This is a genomic window from Devosia sp. Root635 (assembly GCF_001427605.1).
In the GTDB taxonomy this organism is placed as follows: domain Bacteria; phylum Pseudomonadota; class Alphaproteobacteria; order Rhizobiales; family Devosiaceae; genus Devosia.
On the sequence record NZ_LMGZ01000018.1, the window covers coordinates 79,784 to 101,660 of the forward strand.

At 63.0% G+C, this 21,877-nt stretch carries 19 protein-coding genes; 12 read left to right on the plus strand and 7 right to left on the minus strand.

Translation table 11 applies throughout. The features are described 5' to 3' along the window. Window positions 1-206 precede the first annotated feature (206 nt). The 3 genes from ASD80_RS09640 to ASD80_RS09650 all read left to right on the plus strand — a co-directional run bounded on the left by ASD80_RS09640 (window position 207) and on the right by ASD80_RS09650 (window position 3,492). The gene (locus ASD80_RS09640) at window positions 207-1,808 is read left to right on the plus strand and encodes a peptide chain release factor 3 (protein ID WP_056232038.1); all 1,602 of its coding nucleotides are present in this window, start codon (window positions 207-209) and stop codon (window positions 1,806-1,808) included. Continuing rightward, window positions 1,805-3,010, plus strand: a complete 1,206-nt coding sequence (locus ASD80_RS09645) for a class I SAM-dependent methyltransferase (RefSeq protein ID WP_056232041.1) — start codon at window positions 1,805-1,807, stop codon at window positions 3,008-3,010. The genes ASD80_RS09640 and ASD80_RS09645 overlap by 4 nt, the downstream gene beginning before the upstream one ends. Window positions 3,011-3,171: 161 nt before the next feature. Continuing rightward, complete coding sequence (locus tag ASD80_RS09650) at window positions 3,172-3,492, plus strand: 2Fe-2S iron-sulfur cluster-binding protein (RefSeq protein WP_056232048.1); 321 nt, start codon at window positions 3,172-3,174, stop codon at window positions 3,490-3,492. On the opposite strand, the gene ASD80_RS09655 is transcribed toward ASD80_RS09650, so the two are convergent. Then, complete coding sequence (locus ASD80_RS09655; protein WP_162247342.1) at window positions 3,489-4,028, minus strand: hypothetical protein; 540 nt, start codon at window positions 4,026-4,028, stop codon at window positions 3,489-3,491. The genes ASD80_RS09650 and ASD80_RS09655 overlap by 4 nt on opposite strands. A gap of 138 nt (window positions 4,029-4,166) precedes the next feature. On the opposite strand from ASD80_RS09655, the gene cysG reads away from it, so the two are divergent. The 6 genes from cysG (at window position 4,167) to ASD80_RS09685 (ending at window position 10,482) form a co-directional block, all read left to right on the plus strand. Next, entirely contained in the window at window positions 4,167-5,558 is a 1,392-nt protein-coding gene (cysG, locus tag ASD80_RS09660) for a siroheme synthase CysG (protein WP_056232054.1), read from the plus strand. 4 nt (window positions 5,559-5,562) lie between these two features. Further along, window positions 5,563-5,886, plus strand: a complete 324-nt coding sequence (locus tag ASD80_RS09665; protein ID WP_056232057.1) for a DUF2849 domain-containing protein — start codon at window positions 5,563-5,565, stop codon at window positions 5,884-5,886. Further along, window positions 5,873-7,531 carry a nitrite/sulfite reductase gene (locus tag ASD80_RS09670; protein WP_056232060.1) on the plus strand — a complete coding sequence of 553 codons (1,659 nt, stop codon included), beginning with the start codon at window positions 5,873-5,875 and terminating at the stop codon, window positions 7,529-7,531. Before ASD80_RS09665 ends, ASD80_RS09670 begins: the two co-directional genes overlap by 14 nt. A gap of 167 nt (window positions 7,532-7,698) precedes the next feature. Beyond that, the gene (locus ASD80_RS18490; protein ID WP_082555181.1) at window positions 7,699-8,973 is read left to right on the plus strand and encodes a phosphoadenylyl-sulfate reductase; all 1,275 of its coding nucleotides are present in this window, start codon (window positions 7,699-7,701) and stop codon (window positions 8,971-8,973) included. A 160-nt stretch (window positions 8,974-9,133) separates the two neighbouring features. Then, window positions 9,134-10,159, plus strand: a complete 1,026-nt coding sequence (locus ASD80_RS09680) for an NAD(P)/FAD-dependent oxidoreductase (protein ID WP_056232062.1) — start codon at window positions 9,134-9,136, stop codon at window positions 10,157-10,159. 2 nt (window positions 10,160-10,161) lie between these two features. Next, complete coding sequence (locus ASD80_RS09685; RefSeq protein WP_056232065.1) at window positions 10,162-10,482, plus strand: 2Fe-2S iron-sulfur cluster-binding protein; 321 nt, start codon at window positions 10,162-10,164, stop codon at window positions 10,480-10,482. Window positions 10,483-10,484: 2 nt separating this feature from the next. On the opposite strand, the gene ASD80_RS09690 is transcribed toward ASD80_RS09685, so the two are convergent. The 4 genes from ASD80_RS09690 to ASD80_RS09705 all read right to left on the minus strand — a co-directional run bounded on the left by ASD80_RS09690 (window position 10,485) and on the right by ASD80_RS09705 (window position 14,973). After that, window positions 10,485-11,495, minus strand: coding sequence for a YcjF family protein (locus ASD80_RS09690; RefSeq protein WP_056232068.1), 1,011 nt, complete (start codon window positions 11,493-11,495; stop codon window positions 10,485-10,487). After that, complete coding sequence (locus tag ASD80_RS09695; protein WP_056232070.1) at window positions 11,492-12,943, minus strand: YcjX family protein; 1,452 nt, start codon at window positions 12,941-12,943, stop codon at window positions 11,492-11,494. The genes ASD80_RS09690 and ASD80_RS09695 overlap by 4 nt, the downstream gene beginning before the upstream one ends. Before the next feature lie 208 nt (window positions 12,944-13,151). Then, window positions 13,152-14,066 carry a homoserine O-succinyltransferase gene (locus ASD80_RS09700; RefSeq protein WP_056232073.1) on the minus strand — a complete coding sequence of 305 codons (915 nt, stop codon included), beginning with the start codon at window positions 14,064-14,066 and terminating at the stop codon, window positions 13,152-13,154. Between the two features lie 67 nt (window positions 14,067-14,133). Then, window positions 14,134-14,973, minus strand: coding sequence for an ATPase (locus ASD80_RS09705; RefSeq protein WP_244488974.1), 840 nt, complete (start codon window positions 14,971-14,973; stop codon window positions 14,134-14,136). 359 nt (window positions 14,974-15,332) lie between these two features. Between ASD80_RS09705 and ASD80_RS09710 the strand changes: the two genes are divergently transcribed. The 3 genes from ASD80_RS09710 (at window position 15,333) to ASD80_RS09720 (ending at window position 21,030) form a co-directional block, all read left to right on the plus strand. Then, on the plus strand, window positions 15,333-17,129 hold the full coding sequence (locus tag ASD80_RS09710) for a flagellar hook protein FlgE (protein ID WP_056232078.1): 1,797 nt from the start codon (window positions 15,333-15,335) through the stop codon (window positions 17,127-17,129). A 70-nt stretch (window positions 17,130-17,199) separates the two neighbouring features. Beyond that, window positions 17,200-19,041 (plus strand): flagellar hook-associated protein FlgK, encoded by a 1,842-nt coding sequence (flgK, locus tag ASD80_RS09715; protein ID WP_056232081.1) that lies wholly within the window; start codon window positions 17,200-17,202, stop codon window positions 19,039-19,041. Between the two features lie 33 nt (window positions 19,042-19,074). Then, window positions 19,075-21,030 carry a hypothetical protein gene (locus tag ASD80_RS09720; RefSeq protein WP_056232084.1) on the plus strand — a complete coding sequence of 652 codons (1,956 nt, stop codon included), beginning with the start codon at window positions 19,075-19,077 and terminating at the stop codon, window positions 21,028-21,030. A gap of 69 nt (window positions 21,031-21,099) precedes the next feature. On the opposite strand, the gene flaF is transcribed toward ASD80_RS09720, so the two are convergent. Both flaF and flbT read right to left on the minus strand, forming a co-directional pair. Continuing rightward, window positions 21,100-21,474, minus strand: coding sequence for a flagellar biosynthesis regulator FlaF (flaF, locus tag ASD80_RS09725; protein WP_082555182.1), 375 nt, complete (start codon window positions 21,472-21,474; stop codon window positions 21,100-21,102). Further along, a complete protein-coding gene (flbT, locus tag ASD80_RS09730) occupies window positions 21,425-21,850 on the minus strand; it encodes a flagellar biosynthesis repressor FlbT (RefSeq protein ID WP_056232096.1) in 426 nt (141 codons plus the stop codon). The genes flaF and flbT overlap by 50 nt, the downstream gene beginning before the upstream one ends. Window positions 21,851-21,877: the final 27 nt, after the last annotated feature.

Consider the following 21,877-nt stretch of genomic DNA (forward strand, 5'->3'; position numbering starts at 1 on the left):
CAGTTATTCGGTCTTGTGTTTGGCAGTCAAGTTGGGAGAAATCTCTTGTTAAGTTTTCCATCGTGTGGCGGCCTGGTCGCGCGATGGGTCGCCAATTGCAGCGGGCAACGCCAACCGTCATTTGACCCTCCACTTGTCTGCCCCTATACAGCGGCCAATAGCTGACGCGCCGCCCCTTGCCGCGGCCCATGACCCGACACGTTCCCATGACCTTATCATCTGCCGCCGAGGCCGCGCCCCGGTCCACTGCCGAGCCGTTCCGCACCCGCCGTACCTTTGCGATCATTTCGCACCCGGACGCCGGCAAGACGACGCTCACCGAACGGCTGCTGGCCGCCGCCGGCGCCATTCAGTCGGCCGGTGCCGTGCGCGGCAAGGCCGGTGTCCGCTCGACCCGGTCGGACTGGATGGAGATGGAGCAGCAGCGCGGCATTTCCATCACCTCGTCGGTGATGACCTTCGAATATGACGGACTGACCCTCAACCTGCTCGATACCCCCGGCCACTCCGACTTCTCCGAAGACACCTATCGCACGCTGACGGCCGTCGACGCGGCCATCATGGTCATCGATGCCGCCAAGGGCATCGAGAGCCAGACGCTCAAGCTCTTCGAAGTCTGCCGCCTGCGCGACATTCCCATCATCACCTTCATCAACAAGGTGGACCGCGAAGGCCTTAGCCCGCTCGACCTGATCGACGAAATCCAGGGCAAGCTGGCGCTCGATCTCACCCCGGTCCTCTGGCCTATCGGGCAGGGCGTGGATTTCCATGGCTATCTCGACCTGCTGGAAAAGCGGGTCCTCTCGCCCCAGGGCAGGCCGATGGCCGAATATGACGCTATCGAGGACTTGCTCGACAACGAAAAGCTGGTCGACGATCCGGTTTTCATGGTGGCGCTGGAAACTCTCGAAATGGCCACGGCCATGCTGCCCCCATTCGATCTCGACACCTTCCATGCCGGCCATCTGAGCCCGGTGCTCTTCGGCTCTGCCCTCAAGGGCATCGGCGTTGCCGAATTGCTGCGCACCCTGGGCGAGTGGGGGCCCGAACCGCGCCCGCAGCCGGCCATTCCGGCCCCCATCGCCCCGAGCGAAAAGAAGGTCACCGGCTTCGTGTTCAAGGTGCAGGCGAATATGGACGCCAATCACCGCGACCGCATCGCCTTCGTGCGCCTGTGTTCCGGCACCTTCACCCGCGGCATGCGCCTCAAGAATGTCCGCTCCGGCAAGGACATGGCGGTTTCCAACCCCATGTTCTTCTTCGGCAATGACCGGGAACTGGCCGAGCAGGCGGTGGCCGGCGACATCGTCGGCATCCCCAATCACGGCACCCTGTCGGTCGGCGATACGCTGACCGAAGGCGCCACGATCAACGTCACAGGCATTCCGAACTTCGCCCCGGAAATTATCCGCCGCGTCCGCCTCACCGATCATATGAAGACCAAGCAGATGGCCAAGGCCCTCAGCGACCTCGCCGAGGAGGGCGTGACGCAGGTGTTCCGCCGCGTCGTCGGCGCCGACTGGATCGTGGGCGTGGTCGGCCAGCTCCAGCTCGAAGTGCTGTCCAGCCGCGTCGCCAAGGAATATGGCGTACCGATCACCTTCGAGAGCCTCAACTACGAAGTCGCCCGCTGGATCGAGAGCGACGATCCCAGGGAGCTCGACCGCTTTATCGCTGCCCAGAAGATGAATATCGCCGAGGACCGCACCGGCGCGCCGGTGTTCCTGGCGCAGAACGCCTGGTGGGCCGATCGCGCCAAGCAGGATTTTCCAAAAATCGCCTTCCTCACCACGAAGGAACGGCATTGAGCACCGAGCGCATCGAGGAGTTCCTGGGCACGGTGAAGTCGGCCTTTGCCGGCAATACGCTGGTCGGGCTCAAGCTGGGCGGTTATCACGGCGCCGAGCCCGACCTCAAGACTATCGACGTCAAGAAAATCGTCGCCAAGGGGACCGAGAAGTTCAGCTTCACCTTCCACTACAAGACGCGCGACATCATCAAGAACCACATCCAGCCCGAGGCGCTAGGCCTGTTGCGCGCCGCCCTGCGCGACGAATTCCGCAGCGCCCGCCTCGCCACCACCGAATTCGATCTCACCTACGAGCGCAATGGCGACAAGGTGCGCCTCAAGCGCAACGAAATTGCCGGTCGCGCCGCGCCGTCGACCGGGCATGATCGCGCCAAGAACCGTCCGCTGACCGTTACCGACAAGCCGTATCTCCATGCCCTCGGCATCACCGGCAAGGATGGCCAGGTCCGCAATGACGCGCAGGACAAGTTCAGGCAAATCAACAAGATGGTCGAGATTTTCGCGCCATTGATTCAAGCGATCAAGGCCGAAAAACCCCGCATCGTCGATATGGGTGCCGGCAAGGGCTATCTCGATTTCGCCCTCTACGACTACCTCGACGGCAACGCCGAAATCATCGGCGTCGAGCTGCGCGACAAGCTGGTCGCCGATGGCAACGCCACCGCCGCCGTTTCGGGCTTTGCCGGCCTCAGCTTCGTCCCCGGCACCATCCTCGACTATGACGCCGCTGGCGTCGACGCCGTCATCGCGCTCCATGCCTGTGACACCGCCACCGACGACGCCATCTATCAGGGCATCAAGGCCGGCGCAGCGCTGATTGCCGTCGCCCCCTGCTGCCACAAGCAGATCCGCCGCCAGATGGAAGCCGGCAAGCCGGCGACCGAACTTGGCGTCCTGCTGCGTCACGGCATCTTCCTCGAGCGCCAGGCCGAAATGGTCACCGATACTCTTCGCGCCTTGCTGCTCGAACTCAGCGGCTATCGCGTCAAGGTCTTCGAATTCGTCTCCGACGCCCATACGCCCAAGAACAACCTGATCGTGGCCGAAAAGGATGGACGGGCAGGGCGAGACCGCGATGCCGTGCTCAGGCAGATTGCCGAGACCAAGGCGCTGTTCGGGGTGGAACGGCATTATCTCGAAGGCTTGCTCGGGCTCGGAGTCCTCCTCACCTCTCCCTTTGGGGGAGAGGTCGGCGCGTAGCGCCGGGTGAGGGGGCCTTTTCCTGGCTCGGTGCGTGAGGAAGGCCCCCTCACCCGACCCAAGAGGGTCGACCTCTCCCCCAAGGGAGAGGTGAAAGCCCCGCCTTCCTAAACCCCCCGCCATCGCCTATATGCGATGTAATCAACCAAATCCCCGAGACCATGACCAAGATCACATTCGTCCAGCAGGACGGCGAACGCATCGAGACCGAGGGCGAAAACGGCGCCACGGTGATGGAAACCGCCATCATGAACGGAATTCCCGGCATTGTCGCCGAATGCGGCGGCGCCTGCACCTGCGCCACCTGCCATGTCTATGTGGATGACGCCTGGACCGAAACGGTCGGCGGCCCGTCGAACATGGAAGAAGACATGCTCGATTTCGCCTTCGACGTGAAAGCCCAGAGCCGCCTGTCCTGCCAGATCAAGGTCAAGGACGAACTGGATGGCCTCGTCGTGCATGTCCCCAGCCGGCAGGGCTAGTCACAGCGCGTGAATATATAGGGGTGCCCCCATTCTGCATCCTGGGTTGGAACGTCGTCGTAGAAATAGAACGCATCCCGGCTGACCCAGAAGGCGAAGTCGCTGTCGCTGTCGTCATCGGGTGTCCATAGCGTGCCACCTTCGATGGCCCGCAATGTCAGTATGGTTCCGGACCGGGTCTCGCCCGGCTGGTAGTAGATCATCGTTTTGTCGCCCGTCGCCTCGATGCGTATGGGCAAACTGCAGATGGCGAGACTGTGATCGGGTTCGCCCATCGTCATGGTCGGATTTCGGATGGCCCATGAACCGGCAAAGGCGTGGGCATTGGCATTGGCGACGTCGTCCGTTGGTTCAGGCTTTGGAAACGGTGTCAGCGCCGAAACGCCCGATGTGGCCAGGGCCAGCGCGACCACTGCAAGCGCCAGGTGCTTCGCCATCATTTCATGCCTTTCCTTCCTGCCGTCCCGGCACTGCCGCATTTCCGAACCGGGCCCGGCGCGCAAAAATTTCTCTCGGTCCCCCGTGCGCAGATTCATTTAGCTTCTATGCGCCAAAGCCATAGGTGGCATTCCACGGCGGCCCTTCACAGGGAAATATAAAAGCTATTGAATTTCAATGTCTTGCCGCGATGGGCTGGTTTGGATTATTTTCCTGCCATTCAATTCAGGGTTCCAATGGGTCAACTCAACACATTTCCGTTGAGCTACAAAGTTCAGGGTCAGCGCATCGTCGTCCTCGGCGGTGCAGAAGAAGCCCTCAACAAGGTCCGGTTGGTCACTAAGACGACTGCTTCAGTAGTCATTATATCCCGCCACATCGAAGCTGACTTCAGCGCCTTTCCCGTCGCGGTGATCGAGCGGGCCTTTGCCCCGTCCGATCTCGACAATGCCGCCTTGCTCTTCGTCGCCGAGGAAGGCCTCGATGCCGAGCTGGCGAAGGTCGAGGCGCGGGCTCGCGGCATTCCGCTCAATGTGGTCGATGTGCCGGCCGAATGCGATTTCTACACGCCCTCCATCGTCGACCGCGCGCCGCTTACCGTCGCCATTTCCACCGAGGGTGATGCGCCGGTGCTGGCTCGCCTGGTGCGCGCCCGCATCGAGGCCATGCTGTCGCCACGGATCGGCAAAATCGCTGGCCTCGCCGGACGCTTGCGCAAGGCGGCCGAGAGCCTGATCCACGATGGCGCCGCCCGCCGCCGCTTCTACGAGGCGCTGGTGACCTCGCCCGAAATCGAAGCTGCCGAAAGCAAGGGGCAGGGGCTCACTGCCGCCGAGGCCCTGCTGGCGCATCACGCCAATGGCCGGACCCAGGGTGTCGTCTGGCTGATCGGGGCCGGCCCCGGTTCGGAAGACCTGCTCACCCTGCGCGCCCAGCGGCTGCTGCAAGAAGCCGATGTTATCGTGCATGATCAACTCGTGCCCGCCGTCGTCATCGACATGGGCCGCCGCGACGCCGAGCGTATCGATGTCGGCAAGGCCAAGGGGCATCACAGCTTTTCGCAGGCGCAGATCAATACGCTGATCGTGCGACTGGCCCGCCAGGGCAAGCGCGTCGCCCGCCTCAAGTCCGGCGATCCGATGGTGTTCGGCCGGGCAGGCGAGGAAATCGCCGCCCTGCGCCAGGCGGGCGTCGCCTACCAGGTCGTTCCCGGCATTTCCTCCGCCCTGGCGGCGGCGGCTGATACGGCGACACCGGTCACCCTGCGCAAGGTCTCCAGCGGCTTCGTCACGGCGACGGCGCATGGCGCCGACGATAGCGACCTCGCCCATTGGGCAGCGCTGGCGCAGTCGGGCCTCACGCTCGCGCTCTATATGGGCAAGTCCATCGCGTCGGATGTGGCGGCAAGGCTCATTGCCCATGGTGCGGCGGCCATGCTGCCGGTGGGCATCGTGGTCAATGCCGGCCGGGCCGACAAATCCACCTATGCGGGTACGCTGGGTGCCCTCGCGGCCAACAGGATCGCGTTCAGCGACGGTCCGGCCATCATTTTCGTAGGCGAAGCCGTTGCGGCCGGTGATTGGGCAGAGGCTGTCCAATTGGCCGCGTCGGGCTTCAAGGTAGCGTGACGACATGGAAATTCTGACAGGCAACGAACTGATATCGGGCGGCACGGTCTATCTCGATGCCACCAATCGCTGGGTCGAGGACCTGCAGGCCGCTCGCCTCTTTTCCAAGGACGAGGCCGAGGCGCGCGATGCGGCGATGGCCGCCACCAGGGCCAGTGGCCGCATTGTCGGGGTCGAGGTCGAGGATGTCTCCCATGATGGCACCGGCATCGTGCCCAAGCGCCTCCGCGAACGCATCAGGGCGGCGGGGCCCACCGCGCCGCTGACCTTGAACGGCCGGGTCTATGAGCGCCAGCCTCTGGGTGAGGACGGTCATGTATCGATATGACGAATTCGACGCGGCCTTCGTTTCCGGCCGCACCGCACAATTCACCGACCAGGTGAACCGCCGCATTTCGGGCGAGCTGTCGGAAGACCAGTTCCGCCCCCTGCGCCTGATGAACGGGCTCTATCTGCAACTGCATGCCTATATGCTGCGCATCGCCGTGCCCTATGGCACGCTGTCGTCGCGCCAGTTGCGCAAGCTGGCCCATATCGCGCGCACCTATGATCGCGGCTATGGCCACTTCACCACGCGGCAGAACATCCAGTTCAACTGGCCCAAGCTCAAGGATGTGCCGGCAATCCTGCGCGAGCTGGGTTCGGTGGAGATGCACTCGATCCAGACTTCGGGCAATTGCATCCGCAACACCACGACCGACCAGTTCGCCGGTGCCGCCGCCGATGAGATCATCGATCCGCGTCCCGTGGCCGAGATCATCCGGCAATGGTCGAGCCTGCACCCCGAATTCAGCTATCTGCCGCGCAAGTTCAAGATCGGCATGAGCGGTTCGCCCAATGATCGGGCGGCCATCCGCTTCCACGATATCGGCCTGCAGGCCGCGGCCAATGCCGCCGGCGATATCGGCTGGGAGGTCTGGGTCGGTGGCGGGCTGGGGCGCACCCCCATCGTCGCCAAGCTGATCAACAGCTTCGTGCCCAACGAGCATCTGCTCGCCTATCTCGAATCCATCATGCGCGTTTACAACCGCTATGGTCGCCGCGACAACAAGTTCAAGGCGCGCATCAAGATCCTGGTCCACGAAGAGGGTCTGGAGACCATCAAGGGCCAGGTGGAAAACGAGTTTGCCCAGGTGCGTGGGGGTGTGCTGACCCTGCCGGCCGAGGAAGTCGACCGCATCACCACCTATTTCGCGGCGCCGGATTTCAAGGTCCAGACGGCCACGAAGATCGATGTGGCCTATGAGTCCATCATCGATCCAGCCTATGGCCGCTGGCTCGACAACAATATCAATTCCCACCGCCAGCCAGGTTATGCCTCGGTCACCATTTCGCTCAAGCCGGTCGGCGGCGCACCGGGCGATGCGACCGATGCCCAGATGGATGTCGTGGCCGACTTGGCGGAACGCTATTCCTTCGACGAATTGCGCGTCACGCACGAGCAGAACTTGGTCCTGCCCCATGTCGCCATTGCCGACCTGCGCGCGGTCTATGACGCCTTGGTCGCCGCCGATCTGGCCGAAGGCAATACCGGGCTCATCACCGACATGATCTGCTGCCCGGGCCTCGATTTCTGCGCCCTGGCCAATGCCCGCTCGATCCCGATCGCGCAGGAAATCTCGCGCAAATTCGCCGAACCCAGGCGCCAGGCCGAAATCGGCGATCTCAAGATCAAGATTTCCGGCTGCATCAATGCCTGCGGCCACCACCATGTCGGCCATATCGGCATTCTCGGCGTGGAGAAGAAGGGCGGCGAACTCTACCAGATCACCCTGGGCGGCGACGCCACCGAGAACGCTTCGGTGGGCAAGATCATCGGGCCGGGCTTTGAGGCCGAAAGCGTGCCTGGTGCCATCGAGACGCTGGTCGACACCTATATCGCCCGCCGCACCAGCGCCGACGAAACCTTCATCCAGGCCTATCGCCGCCTGGGCGAAGCTCCCTTCAAGGAGGCGTTGTATGGCGCTGCATAGCGTTCTTCACCTCTCCCTTTGGGGGAGAGGTCGGCGCGAAGCGCCGGGTGAGGGGGCCTTTTCTCGGCTCGGTGCGTGGGGAAGGCCTCCTCACCCGACCCAAGAGGCTCGACCTCTCCCCCAAGGGAGAGGTGGCGCTGCCGCGCCAATGAAAGCGGAGACCACTCATGGCGCTGCCTAAGCTTGCCCCCGTTCAGCCCGCGCATGACAAGCTGCGCGCGCTGGGCATCCTCGCCCTCAACGGCATGTTCGACGAAATGGACGCGCTGGGCGTGCTTCGCTATGCCGTCAGCGACGTGTTGCCGGGCGATCTCGCCATCGTCAGCTCCTTCGGCGCCGATTCCGCCGTGCTGCTGCATCTGGTGGCGCAGGTCGATCCGTCCATGCCGGTCTATTTCCTCGAAACCGGCAAGCATTTCAGCGAGACGCTCGATTATGTCGAGACGCTCAAGAAGCATCTCGGCCTCATCAATGTCCACGCCATCCACCCCAGTTCCGATGACGTGAAGCGCTTCGATCCCAAGGGAGACCTGTGGGAGACCGATCCCGATTCCTGCTGCCATATCCGCAAGACCGAACCGCTGGAGCCGATCACCGAGCAATTCGGCGGCTGGGTCACCGGGCGCAAGCGTTTCCAGACCAAGGAACGCGGGGTGCTGCCGCATTTCGAATTGACCAGCGACAACCGCATCAAGGTCAACCCTTTGGCCTACTTCTCCGACACCGACGTCAACCAGTATAAGATCGAGCATGGCTTGCCCGAGCATCCGCTGTTCGCTAAGGGCTACAAGTCCATTGGCTGCGCGCCTTGCACCTCGGTCGTTGCCGAAGGCGAGGATCCGCGCGCGGGACGGTGGCGCGGCCTCAACAAGAAAGAGTGCGGCATCCATTTCGATTTCAACGGAGCGATTGCCTCGCCGATGACTGCCGCGACCCGCCATACGCTGTGGAAGGACGGTGCCTTCATTGCCGACCCGTTCCACGACTGGACCGAGGCGAGCGATCCGGCCACGGCCAGCTACACCCATGTTCCGCTGGCGGTGTTTCTCGCTAACAGGGCGGCCTTCCTCGCCAACCCGCATCCGCTGGGTCTGCTGGTATCGCCGGGCGAGGGCATCGAGGCCGTGGAAGCCGATGTCGGGCGCTTTGCCTCAATCGCCATCAAGTTCCCCGGCTTCACCGATGGCCGTGGCTATTCAACCGCACGTCTGCTGTCTCAACGTTACCAGTACGCTAACGAAATCAGGGCCATTGGTGACGTATTGCAGGACCAGATTCCACTGATGCGGCGCTGCGGCTTCACCGCCTTCGTGGTTACCCACGAGCCGACCCGCCAGGCGCTGATCGAGGACCGTCTGCCCGAGGTGGCGCTGTTTTATCAGCCGGTCGGCACGGCAGAAATCCCCGTCGGCACGCGCCCCTTCCTTCGCCGCGTTTCCTAGGGTAAGTGGAGCGTACTAGTCAGGATTATTCAATCCTATCTGTCAACGACGTCATTCCCGCGCAGGCGGGAATCCACTCTCGTCAGTGAAGAATGGATCCCTGCCTGCGCGGGGATGACCCCTGCAAATTACGGCCTTCGGGCCTTTGGAAGAGTCTGGAATGACCACTGAAATCACCACCGATGTCGTCGTCGTCGGCGCGGGCCCCTGCGGGCTGTTCGCGGCCTTCGAACTCGGATTGCTCGATCTCAAATGTCATTTCATTGACATTCTCGACCGTCCCGGCGGCCAGTGCGCCGAGCTTTATCCCGAGAAGCCCATCTACGATATCCCCGGTTTCCCTGTCGTCACCGGCCAGCAGCTCACCGACAACCTGATGGCGCAGATCGCGCCCTTCGCGCCCGAATTCCACTTCAACCGCATGATCAACACGATCGAAAAGCAGCCGGACGGCTCATTCAGGCTGTCGACCGACGCCGACGAGGTGTTTCACGCCAAGGTCGTGGTCATCGCAGCCGGGGGCGGCTCGTTCCAGCCCAAGCGGCCGCCGGTGGACGGCATCGAAGCCTTTGAAAATACGTCGGTTTTCTATTCCGTCCGCAAGATGGACGATTTCCGTGGCCAGGACGTGGTCATCGTCGGCGGCGGCGATTCCGCCCTCGACTGGACCCTCAATCTCCAGCCCATTGTCCGCTCGCTGACGCTGGTCCATCGCCGCGCCGTATTCAAGGCGGCCCCGGCCTCGGTCAACAAGATGCAGGAGCTGGTGGGCGAGGGGAAGATCAATTTCCTCACCGGCCAGATCGCCAAGCTCGACGGCGAGGATGGCCAGATCAACCACGTACACCTGACGACCGACGCGGGCGATCTGTCAGTGCCAGCAACGCGTTTGCTGCCTTTCTTCGGGTTGACCATGAAGCTGGGCCCGGTGGCCGATTGGGGGCTGGAGCTCAACGACAACACCATCGTCGTCGATACCGAGAAGTTCGAAACCTCGGTGCCGGGCATCTTCGCCATCGGCGACATCAATTCCTATCCCGGCAAGCTCAAGCTCATCCTGTCCGGCTTCCATGAAGCGGCGCTGATGGCCCAGGCTGCCAAGAAGATCGTTTCGCCGGACGAGCGCGTGGTATTCCAGTATACCACCAGTTCCACCAAGCTGCAGAAGAAGCTGGGCGTCGCCTGACCATGATCATCCATGTCACCGACCAGGCCGGCGAAAACCACGAGCTCGAAGGGCTCGAGGGCTGGCGCGTCATGGAGGTCATCCGCGACTGGGGCCTCAATATCAAGGCCGAATGCGGTGGCGCCATGAGCTGCGCCACCTGCCATGTCTATGTCGACAAAGACTGGCTTGACGTTGTCGGCGCACCCAGCGACGAGGAAGAGGACATGCTCGACAGCGTCGGCGATGTCCGCTCCAACTCCCGGCTCTGCTGCCAGATCCTGTGCAGCGACGCGATCGACGGCCTCAAGCTGACGCTGGCACCGAGCGCTGCCAAGGACTGAGCCTATTTGGCCACATCGCCGGCCAGGTTGGTCAGCTCGGGAATGAAGTCCCGCACCATAGGCTGTTTCTGCGTCTCGAAGGGCAGGGGCCGGACGACGCGCATGGCAGCAATCCCCACGCGCACCGTCATCAAGCCATTGACCACGCCCTCGCCCAGCCGGGCCGAGAGCTTGGCCGCCAACCCCTGACCCACCAGTTGTTCCACCACCCCATCGGTCAGCACCAGGCCGCCGGTGACGGCCAGATGGGTCAGGATGGCGCCAAGCAGCCGCCAAGAGCCGAAGAAGCCCGGACGGGCTCCGTAAAGCCGTGCAATAGCCCCGGACAGGCGGAAGCTCTCATAGATGACGAAGGCAATATCAACCAATGCGCGCGGCGACACGGTCGTCACCAGCGCCACGCGGCGCGCCGAGGCGGCCGTCAGCACTTTCGCGCGTGCATCGAGCGGCGCCATCAGGCTGCGTTCGGCCAGCGCGATCATTTCGTGCCCGTCGAACATATGGGGCAGGTTGTCGGCCACACCCTGCCGCGCCCGCGCCAGATCGGGCCGGCCGGCATAGATGCCCTCAAGGCTGCTGACGACGTGCTTTGCCTTGTGTCCGTCATTCTCGGCGACTGCCGCTGCCGCGTCGCGCCGCAAGGCATCGAGCACGCGCAGGCGGCGCAGGGCGAAGACTTCGCGGGCCGCCAGCGCCAGCACGGCGATGAGGAAGACCCCCAGCACGCCAAGCCCCAGCCAGCCCAGCCACTCATTGGCGGCAAAGAGGTCGCGGATCAGCCGGTCGGCGGCGAGGCCCAACCCGGCCGAGACCAGAATGCCGCCGGCGGCCCAGGCCAGCCGCCCAACCCAGCCCATGCGGCGCGGCGCCGGCGCGATCAGCGTTTCGTCGGTAGCAGCATCGAATTCCGGCTCGATGATTTCCACCTTGGCCGGCGCGAAGGCCCTTGGCGTGCGGAAGGGCTCGGGGGCGTCGTCAGCCGGTATGGTGGGGCGGGCGATGGGGCGTTTCATGCGAGCCAGTCTCCCAGCAGATAGTCCAGCGCGCGGTCGAAGCGGATATGGGGCAGCACCACGTCGCCATTGGCGTTGCGGTCGAGCTTTTGCGGCGGGGTGAAGCGCAGGAAGTTGAGCGCGACGGGCGTGCCGTCCTCGAACAGTGAATCCGGCCGCTCCGGTAAGTCACCGGGAAACAAGGCGATTTCCGTCTTACCGTCATAGGTCACGCCATCCAGCGTCTCGCCCTGCATCGGCGTGCCGACAATGGTGGGCAACGTCTCGCCACCCTCCGATATCGTGCCCTCGCGCGTGGCGCGAATGCCGGCCATGGCGATGGATTTGACCTCGGCCCCAGCAAAGCGGGCGCGCTTGCCGGCATTGGCGACAAGGCGGTTGAGAATGGCCTCCAGCCGGTCATGGCTGGTGTGATGCACATGGTCGGCCTTGGTGGCCGCGAACAATATCCGGTCGATCTTGCGCACGAAGGGGCGGAGCAGCGGATTGGTCTCGCCCTGGCGGAAGCAGGCCAGCACTGATGTCAACGCCGTCTCGAGGTCCGCCACGGCGGCCGGGCCGGTATTGAGTGCCCGCAAAGCATCCACCAGCACGATCTGCCGGTCCAGCCGGGCGAAGTGGTCGCGGAAGAAGGGACGTACGATGCGGTCCTTATAGGCCTCGTAGCGGTGCTCCAGCATGGCATAGAGGCTGTTGCCGCGGATGGCTTGCCGCTGCGGCGGCAGGGGCGCGAAGGTCAGTGCAGGCGAGCCTTCCAGGTCCCCCGGCAGCAGGAAGCGGCCGGGCGGCAGAGTGGAGAGCGCCTGATGTTCGCGGCTCTTGCGCAGATAGTCGGTGAAAGCTGTCGCCAGCTTCTCGGCGTCGGGATCGTTGGCTTCCTTGAGCGGGTCGGTGCTTTCGAGCAGGTCGAGGAACGGCCCTGCCTCCTTGCTCGAACCCGGCCGGTCGGCGCGGTCCAGCGCCTCGGCGCTCCACTCGGCAAAGCTCAGCCCCAGCAAAGGCAGGTCGAGCAGCCATTCGCCGGGATAGTCCACAATGTCGAGATTGACGGTCGAAGGCCCGGTCATGCCGGAATACCAGTTCTTCGACTGGAATTTCAGCACCACGCGAAGCTGGGAAATCCGCCGTGTGCTTTCCGGCCAGGTCGGCACCTTGCCGGTCAGCGCGTCCAGATGCTGCTCATAGGCGAAGCGCGGAATGGTGGCGTCGGGATATTCGGCCAGTCGTGCGCCGATGAAGCGCCCCTCGGCGAGCGGCGCAAAGCCGGGCAGGCGGCCGCCGGTCAGCAGGTTATGCACCAGTGCAGTGATGAAAATGGTCTTGCCGGCCCGGCTCAGGCCGGTCACGCCCAGCCGCAATGTCGGGGTAAAGGCGCCCGTGGCGGCGTCGGCCAGGTTGGACAGGGCAATGCCCAGTTCGTCGACGATGGTCGTGGGTGGCTGGGGCACGCTTATGTCTCACTTGTCCCTGCGCAAGATAGGGATTTGTCCAGCGTGTTCAAGCATGCACGCCGAGCATCCCCCACCCACCGCCGCCTCCCGCGGGCTTGACCCGCGGGTCGCTATCAGCGCGGTGTGTGCGGCGAAAGACCCCCGGATCAAGTCCGGGGGAAGCGATTGTGGGTGGGATAGATCGGGTTCGTTCTGGCGGTCAGCCTTACGTGGTCCCGATCCTGTCCATCTCGTATGGCGTCGTCTGGTAGATCTCGTTGATCCAGTTCTGGAACAGCAGATGGGCGTGGCTGCGCCAGCGGTTTTCCGGCGTGGCTGACGTGTCGCCATTGGGAAAGAGGTTGAGCGGCGGCGCCGTATCGAGCCCTGCCTTCTGGTCGCGCTCATATTCATCGGCCAGCGAGCGGTTGTCATATTCCAGGTGATTGAGGAAATGCACCGCCCGGTGCTTCTGGTCGCCCAGCATGCAGACGCCGATATCCGGGTTATCGATCAGCACTTCGAGGTCCGGTCCGAAGGTCGCCCGGTCGATGTCGTTATAGCGCGATACCGGGATCATCGGGCTGTCCGAGAAGCCACGCAGGAAGGGCGAGCGCGGGTTGATCACCTGGTGACGGAACACGCCGAAGGCCTTTTCCGGCATGCGGTAGCGCTTGGCGCCATGGAAGTGGTCCAAAGCCGCCTGGGCCCCCCAGCAGATAAACATCGTGTGGTGCACATTGGTCTGCGTCCAATCCATGATTTCGAGCATTTCGGGCCAGTAGCGGACCTCCTCGAAGGGAATGTTGGCGATGGGCGCACCGGTGACGATGAAGCCGTCGAACTTCTTTTCCCGCACCTCGTCCCAGGTCTTGTAGAAGGCCTTGAGATAATCCTCGGACGTATTCTTGGACTGGTGCTCGGTCACCCGCACCAGTGTCAGGTCCACCTGCAGCGGCGTCGAGCCGATCAGGCGGGTGAACTGGGTTTCGGTGCGCTCCTTGTTGGGCATCAGGTTGAGCAGGCCGATTTCGAGCGGACGGATGTCCTGCCGCGCGGCGCGGGCGGAATCCATCACGTTGACGCCCTCGTCTTCGAGGGTCTTGCGGGCAGGCAGGTTGTCGGGGATTCGGATAGGCATATCAGCCTCTTGAACGAGTTTGATCGAAAAGCGATGCAGGCGTGGCGCGTCTCCAGTGGAGCCCGCGCTAACGCATTCGCTGCTCGATCGCGGCGGCCATGAGATCGATGAATTCGTCACCGTCGCGGACCGTGGCCAGGTCCGATGCTTCGACCACATAGCCGAAATTGTCGGCCAGCGCCTGGTAGCGCGGCAGCCGGTCATGCAGCAGGGCCTCGAAGCCCCAGGCGCCGAAACCCAACGGATCGACGTCGCAATCTTCCACGATGCCGTTGATCAGCTTGTATTCGGCCCATTTCTCGATGAGGAAGGGCGGGCGGTAATACATGGGCTTGGGCGATTGCCGGAAGCGGCGCACCAGTTCGGTCGCGTCCTTTTCCGTGCCGCGGATATAGAGCAGGGCGGTCGAGGCGGCCAAAGTCTTCACCACCGGGTCTTGCGGATCGGTGGGATCGATCACCTCGATCAGCGAGCCGCCGGTATCGGCGATGAAGTCGTCATAGCCATAGAGCGCCTTGGCGCGCTCGATGAAATGCGGCACGTCCTTGAGCGCATCGACTTCTGCGATCCTGTGCTGCTCCTGGCGGCGCTGGTATTCGGCCAGCGGCAGGCCGCCCTTGTCGGGATTGCCGGGCGTGCCGAGATAGGTCGACAGCGGATCGAGATTGTCGAAGGTGATGTTGGACGAGATATAGATCGAGTCCGAGCGTAGCAGCTCAGCCAGGAACGGCACCTTCATCGCCTCGAGCTTGAAGTTGTCGACGATATATTCGCCCATATAGCGCGTGCCGATGCGGTAGTCGGCCGAGTAGTGGAACCACTTGCTGGCGCGCAGCATGTTGGACAGCCGCGTCTTGCCGACCCCGGCCATGCCGAACACCGTCACGGCGCGGCGCGGGGCTTTCACGAACTCATCGGCACTACTGAACAGCATCCTGGATAACGACTGCCGTCGCCCCTCTCGGTGTCATTCCCGCGAAAGCGGGAACCTCCGTTTCCTTTTATTCGTGCCGCAAACAGAGGTTCCCGTTTTCGCGGGAATGACCCTGTGGGTTGGCTTGATCGTGTAGTCGAAGGATCGCGCCTTCACAAGCGGGCGGCAATTTCTGCCGCCGGCTCGGACTCAATTGCCGGGATGTCGCCACATTTCGGCCGTCTCCCGACAAATAAGCTAGTAAAATCAATATCGAAGCTAGTTGGCATCGTGCTTGCTTTGTCCTTGGCGAACGCGTCCGGCGACGCAAACGGGTTTTTACGGAGTTTCACATGGGCATTTATGGCGCTCTTTCCAGTGCGGTGACGGGTCTGCGGGCTCAGGCGCATGCCTTGGAAAACATTTCGGGCAATATCGCGAACTCGCAGACGACGGGCTACAAGCGGATCGAGACCGATTTCCTCGACCTGATCCCCGATGCTCCGATCACCCGCCAGGTGCCCGGCGCCGTGCTGGCCCAGTCGCGCGGCACCAACAATGTGCAGGGCGACATCAAGACGGTTTCGGACGAAACCTTCATCGCCCTCAATTCCAACGGCTTCTTCGTGGTCGAGCCCAAGATCGGCCAGTCGGACGGCAATGCCGTGTTTGCCGGCACCAATTTCTACACCCGCCGTGGCGATTTCGAGATCGACAAGGATGGCCTGCTGGTCAACGGCGCCGGCTACTACCTCAAGGGCCTGCCGATCGATACGCTGACCGGCAACATTTCGGGCTCGGTGCCCGAGGTGATCCACCTCTCCAACAACTTCCTGCCGGCCCAGGCGACGACCCGCGTCAACTATCAGGCCAACCTGCCGCAGCTGCCCAAGAACACCGGCTACAACCCCACCATCTACAATAGCGAGCTGATGGAGGCCAACGACTACCTGGCTGGCTCCACCACGGCGACCAAGGCCGGCGCCGGTGGCCTCTTGACCGATGGTACGCTCAATGCGGCTACGGTGATGACGCCAGGCGAATCCATCACCGTCACGGTGAACGGCACTGCGGTCAAATTCGACTTTTACGACAGCGATCTTCTTCCGCCCGGGGAGACTTATAGCGGCACCAATGTCGGCATTGACGTATCGGCCACCACTGTTCCGCCCGTGTCGATTAACGCTGCTCTCGCGGCGATGCAGGCGGGGTTGATCTCGGCGGGCGGCCCGGCTGCGGCGACAGCCACCATCGGCATCAATGGCGCCGACAATCTCGAGATCACGCTGGGCTCCGACTACCACGCCTCCTTCTTGGTGACCGGCGACGCCGCCGCCATGACGGCCCTGGGCCTGACGGATGGCGCATCCACCGCGCCGACGCGCCCGGACGTGGAGACGATCGCGGCGGACCTCGATGCCGAGTTCAAGGCCAATTCGGTCGCTGGCGGCGCCATAACGGTCTATGCCGAGAACGGCGCTCCGGCCAACGTCCAGATGCGCTGGGCCAAGGTGGACAGCGCTGCCGCGGGCGGCGCCGATACGTGGAACCTCTATTACATGTCCAACAGCGCGGCGACGGGTACATCGCCGATGTGGACGCGCGTGGATCAGGACTACACCTTCCGCGGCGATGGTTCGCTGGTGCCTCCCGGCGTTCCCACGGCGATGATCAATGATCTCGTGGTCAATGGCGTGGCGCTGGGCGATGTGGAACTCAAGCACGACACCAATGGCGTGTCCCAGTTCGCCGATGTCAACGGCACGGTCAATGTCTCGACGCTGAACCAGAACGGGTATGGCGCCGGCGAGTTCGTCTCGGTGGCCATCAATGACAGCGGCCGCGTCGTGGCGACCTATTCCAACGGCGAGCGCATCGATATGGCGCAGGTGGTGACGGCCGAATTCAACGCCATCAACAAGCTCAAGCGGCTCGATGGCGGCGTGTTCGCCAGCACCTCGGAATCGGGCGAGGCCATTCTCGATCTTTCCGGCTCGGGCGTCATCGGCGGGGCACTCGAAGCCTCCAATACCGATATTTCCGACGAGTTCACCAAGCTGATCGTGACCCAGCAGGCCTATGCGGCCGGCACGCGCATCGTCAGCGCGGCCGACGACATGCTCCAGGAAGCGCTCAACATGATCCGCTGACGCGGAGCAAGCCAGTAGACGGCTCGGGACCTGGTTCCGGGCCGGTTTTCCCAGTGTGGAGTCCTCGTGAATGGGTTTGACGGCATCCCTCACCAACGCTGTGTCCGGTCTGCGGGTCAATCAGGATTCTCTCGACATCCTGAGCCGCAACATCGCCAATTCTGGCACGCCGGGCTACCACCGGCAGTCGCTCAACATTGTCGACTACAATTCGCAGGACAGCAGCTACGCCCGCTCGGTGGGCACGCATCGCGCCTTCAATTCCAGCCTGCAGGCCTATTACAACCGCCAGGTTTCCGACACCGCCAATTCCGGCATCCAGGCAGGCTATCTCGATCGCCTCCAGGGCTTCATGGGCAAGCCCGGCACGGCCGGCTCGCTCGATACGGTATTCGGCGATTTGCAGAATGCCCTCCAGGGCATTGCTACCAGCCCCGACGACTACAATTCACGGGCCCAGGCCGTTGCCTCGGCACAAAGCATGGTGGAAACGCTCAACCGGCTTTCCACCACCATCCAGGGCATGCGTCAGGAGACGGAGGGGCAGATTGCCTCGAATGTCCACAATCTGAATGGCATGCTGAACTCGCTTGCCGAGGTCAATAACCGCATGCTCGACCTGGGCATGACCGAGACGTCCCGTGCTGCGCTGCTCGACCAGCGCGACCGCCTGATCGGTTCGGTCGCCGAGATGATCGACGTGCGGGCCGATTACCGCCCCGACGGCACCGTGGCGCTGATGACGCGTTCAGGTGTCGGCCTGATCGACAATGGCGTCTCCACCTTCAAATTCGAGAGCGCCGGCAACCTGTCGCCGAATTCGGTGTTCGACGTCGATCCGGCCAAGACCAAGGTCGGCAAGATGACGCTGACCACGCCGTCCGGCCTCACCATCGACCTGGTGACGCAGGGCGTCCTGCAGGGTGGCGAACTTGGCGGCCTGGTCACCTTGCGCGACAAGACCCTGGTCGAGGCGCAGGACCAGCTCGATGAAATCGCCGCGGGTCTGGCGCAGGCCTTCTCGACCAACAAGACGGCCGGCGTGGCTGCCGCCGACGGCCTTGGCGCCGAAGGCCTTGATGTCGACATCTCCAACATGGCGCCGGGCAACGATGTCCTGCTCACCTATGCCGAGAATGGCGTGGAAAAGCGGGTCCGCGTCGTCAATACCAGCCAGGCGCAGGACTATGTCGATGCCTCCGGCCAGCGGGTCATCGGGGTGGATTTCTCGGCCGGCGCGAGCGCCGTTGCCGCTGCGCTCGATGCCAAGCTGCCGAACCTCGACATCAGCAGCACCGGCGCCAACAACCTGCGCATCCTCGACGATGGCGCTGCTGGCAAAACCGACGTGCGTACCGCTGTCGCCGGCTCCAGCTCGACGAGCCTTCAGGGTTCGGGGCTGGGGCTCAACCTGTTCGTCGACCAGGGCAATTCGGCTTTCACCAACAATCTCGATACCGATCCGCCCCAGAAGCAGGGCTTCGCGGCGCGTATCTCGATCAATCCGGCGATCCTCGCCGACAATCGCCTGCTGGTGCAATACGAGGTCGGCGGCACCTTGGGCGATGCCGATCGCGCCGACTACGTGATCGACCAACTCAGCAAGATGCAGTTCGTGTCCGGGGGCAATCCTGCCGCCAATACGGGGCGTTTCCAGTTGAGCGGCAATCTCAGCGAGCTGATCTCGCAGGTGGTCGGCTTCCAGGGGTCGACCATCAATGCGGCCATCACCAAGAATGACGACCGCCAACTGACGCTGGACACCATCGTTGACCAGATGGAATCCGACTACGGCGTCAATGTCGATGAGGAAATGGCGCGGCTGATGGAGTTGCAGAATGCCTATGCCGCCAATGCGCGCGTGGTTTCCGTCGTCAAGGAACTGCTCGACGCGCTGCTGGCTTCGACATGACGGCAGCGGCGGGATGTGAGGGAGTAGAGTAAGATGATCGTCAACAAGTCGATGTTTCCGCTTCAAACCGGGTTCGGCGTCATCTCGAAGATGCAAAGCCGCTTTGCCACGCTGCAGATGCAACTGGGCACCGGCGAACGCGCATCCAAGCTCTCGGAAATGGGACGCGACCTGCCCATGTCGCTGTCGGTGCGCTCGCGCCTCAGCAAGATCGAGGGATTCTCGGCCAATATCGACACGGTCAACCTGCGCCTGACCTTTCTGGACAAGACCATGACCCGCCTCGATGCCATCGAGAGCGAAACCCGCAATTCGGCGGTGCAGGGGCAATACGGCACCAACAATATCAACATGGCCACGCTGCCGGGCCTGTCCAAGGCGCGGTTCGACGAAATGGTCACCCTGCTCAATGCCGATGTGGCCGGGCGCTACCTGTTCGGCGGTTCCAATACCGACAGCGCGCCGTTGCCCGATACGACCAGCCTGCTCGAAGGCATCGGCGGCAAGGATGGCTTCAAGAGCGTGGTGGGCGAGCGCAAGGCTGCCGATGCCGGCACCGACGGACTGGGGCGCCTCGTGATCGACCAGCCGACGACAAATTCCGTCAGCCTGACCGAGGACGGCATCCACCCGTTCGGTTTCAAACTGCTGCGCGTGACCAGCACGGCGCCGGCGGCATCGGTGAATGTGGGGGCGGTCGCCGCCTCCCCCGTCGCGGTGCCGCAGCTCGGCAACACCAATACCGTCACCTTCGAAGCGCCGCCCGCCGAACAGATGCTGCCGGGCCAGACCATAACACTGGGCCTGCAACTGCCCGACGGCCGGGACACCCAGATCACGCTCACCGCGATCGCCCCGGAGGATGCGCCTCCGGGCAAGGGACAGTTCGTGGTCGATCCCGGCACCGCCGGCCCGCCCGCCATTCCTGCCGATCCGGCCATTACCGCCACCAATTTCAAGGCGGCGCTGCAGGCCAGCCTCGAAACAGCCGCCGGGTCCGAGTTGGAAGCGGCTTCGACTTTCGCCGCCGCGGAAATGTTCTTCAACGGTCCCGGCGAACCGGCCTTGCGGGTCGATGGCGATCCGGCTACGGCGACGGCGCTCAAGGTGGCGACCGATGCTGATACTGTGCTCTGGTATCGCGGCCAGTCTCCCGCCGTGGCGGCAGAGGGGCTGGGCCGGTTGGGCATAAAGACGAGCGCCGGCGTCGTGACATTGCAGGAAAAGTCGCCGGTTTCGGCGGCGCACGGCTTCCAGATCACCGGGATCTCGCCCGATACGACCAATATCGCTACCACCCCTCCCGGTGCTGATCCCAGCAGCGTGGCCATCGCGTTCACGGCGACGCTGACCCCTGGCGAGAAAGTCAGCGTTACCCTCAAAGAGCCCAACGGCACGACGCGCACGGTCGAATTGACCGCGGTGGTCGGCAAGGCGATAGCGGGCCAGTTCAGCATCGGTACCACGGCCGACGAAAACGCCGAGAATTTCAGCAAGGGGCTTGAGCAGGCCCTTACCGAGACGGCGATGCTTGCCGAAGGCAATCCGCGCCAGAGCGTTACCGCCCAGGTCGATGATGCGACGCGCGTCAGCTACGGCCTTGAGGCCAATGAATCCGGCCTGTTGCGCATGGTGCGTACGCTCGGCGCCATGTCGGTCGAGACCTATCCGGATGCCGATACCAACGCGATGGGACGTTTCGATGCCATGGCGCGGCGGCAGCAGTCGGAACTGTCGGAGTCGCATAATTCCGAGCGTGGCTCCATCGAGGTTCTGACCATGGAACTGGCCGTGGCTCAGATCGGCATCAACAATGCCGCCGAGCGTCACACCAACTACAAGGCGCAACTCGACAACCTGCTGAGCGATGTCGAGACAGTGAGCAAGGAAGACGTGGCGATGGAAATCCTGGCGCTGCAGACGCGCCTGCAGGCCAGCTACCAGGCGACCTCGATGATCAGCCAGCTCAGCCTCGTGAAATTCATCTAGCCATTGCATCACGGCCAGCAAAAAACCCTCGGCACAAGCCGAGGGTTTTTTGCTGGGGAGGATGTTCGGTTAGCTGCCGCGCAGGCCGGCGGCGATCTGGCGATTGAGACGCACCAGCACGTCGAGCTGATTGGGCTGCGGATTGACTTCGAGCAGGATGTCGCGGGTCTGGTTCATGATGAACATGCCCAGATTGGCGATGTTCTGGCGCACGTCCTGGGGCAGGGGATTGTCTTCCTTGGTCACCGAGGCCATGAAGATGGTCCAGAGCTTGCGGTTGAAGGCCAAGGCCGACTTGAGCTCCTGCTGGGTGCCGATATCCCACTCGTCCTTCACGCGTTGCAGGCCGGCGGCCGCTTTCATCAGCAGGGCAGATTCGCGTTCACGGGGCGATTCAACGACTTTCGTCGTCTGCTGATAGGCCAGGGCGCCTTGCTGATGCATGATTGAGGAGTTCCTGTTCGTACTCGGTAAGCCGTTGGGCAGCTTTCAGAGCTTTGTACAGGGCGCCAGTTAATATCTCGTTATTGATTTGGTTAATGATTTCAATTGCCGAGGGGACGGCCTCGAGGAAGTCTTTCGACAGGCTCGTGTAAGATGACTTGGCAGCATCGAGGTCCTCGTCAATATACATCAACTGGATGGCCAGGTAGATGCGCTTGGCCGGCGTTGTGGCCGTCTCCGAGGTCAGGATGTCCTTTTCGCGAAGAATGGGCGCCCGGCCGTCGATGAACAGGCGGGTGCGCTGGTCCGAATTGGTGATGATGCAGTTGCCCACCAGCAGCTTTTCGCCAGGTTTCAGTTCGACCTTGAGCGCCATTTAGCCAGCCTCCACGCAATTGCCCGT

Coding starts and splice junctions, on each gene's coding strand:
- ASD80_RS09640 (WP_056232038.1), top strand. CDS start 207: ATGACCTTATCATCTGCCGCCGAGGCCGCGCCCCGGTCCACTGCCGAG.
- ASD80_RS09650 (WP_056232048.1), top strand. CDS start 3,172: ATGACCAAGATCACATTCGTCCAGCAGGACGGCGAACGCATCGAGACC.
- ASD80_RS09655 (WP_162247342.1), bottom strand. CDS start 4,028: ATGAATCTGCGCACGGGGGACCGAGAGAAATTTTTGCGCGCCGGGCCC.
- cysG (WP_056232054.1), top strand. CDS start 4,167: ATGGGTCAACTCAACACATTTCCGTTGAGCTACAAAGTTCAGGGTCAG.
- ASD80_RS09665 (WP_056232057.1), top strand. CDS start 5,563: ATGGAAATTCTGACAGGCAACGAACTGATATCGGGCGGCACGGTCTAT.
- ASD80_RS09670 (WP_056232060.1), top strand. CDS start 5,873: ATGTATCGATATGACGAATTCGACGCGGCCTTCGTTTCCGGCCGCACC.
- ASD80_RS18490 (WP_082555181.1), top strand. CDS start 7,699: ATGGCGCTGCCTAAGCTTGCCCCCGTTCAGCCCGCGCATGACAAGCTG.
- ASD80_RS09680 (WP_056232062.1), top strand. CDS start 9,134: ATGACCACTGAAATCACCACCGATGTCGTCGTCGTCGGCGCGGGCCCC.
- ASD80_RS09685 (WP_056232065.1), top strand. CDS start 10,162: ATGATCATCCATGTCACCGACCAGGCCGGCGAAAACCACGAGCTCGAA.
- ASD80_RS09690 (WP_056232068.1), bottom strand. CDS start 11,495: ATGAAACGCCCCATCGCCCGCCCCACCATACCGGCTGACGACGCCCCC.
- ASD80_RS09700 (WP_056232073.1), bottom strand. CDS start 14,066: ATGCCTATCCGAATCCCCGACAACCTGCCTGCCCGCAAGACCCTCGAA.
- ASD80_RS09710 (WP_056232078.1), top strand. CDS start 15,333: ATGGGCATTTATGGCGCTCTTTCCAGTGCGGTGACGGGTCTGCGGGCT.
- flgK (WP_056232081.1), top strand. CDS start 17,200: ATGGGTTTGACGGCATCCCTCACCAACGCTGTGTCCGGTCTGCGGGTC.
- ASD80_RS09720 (WP_056232084.1), top strand. CDS start 19,075: ATGATCGTCAACAAGTCGATGTTTCCGCTTCAAACCGGGTTCGGCGTC.
- flaF (WP_082555182.1), bottom strand. CDS start 21,474: ATGCATCAGCAAGGCGCCCTGGCCTATCAGCAGACGACGAAAGTCGTT.
- flbT (WP_056232096.1), bottom strand. CDS start 21,850: ATGGCGCTCAAGGTCGAACTGAAACCTGGCGAAAAGCTGCTGGTGGGC.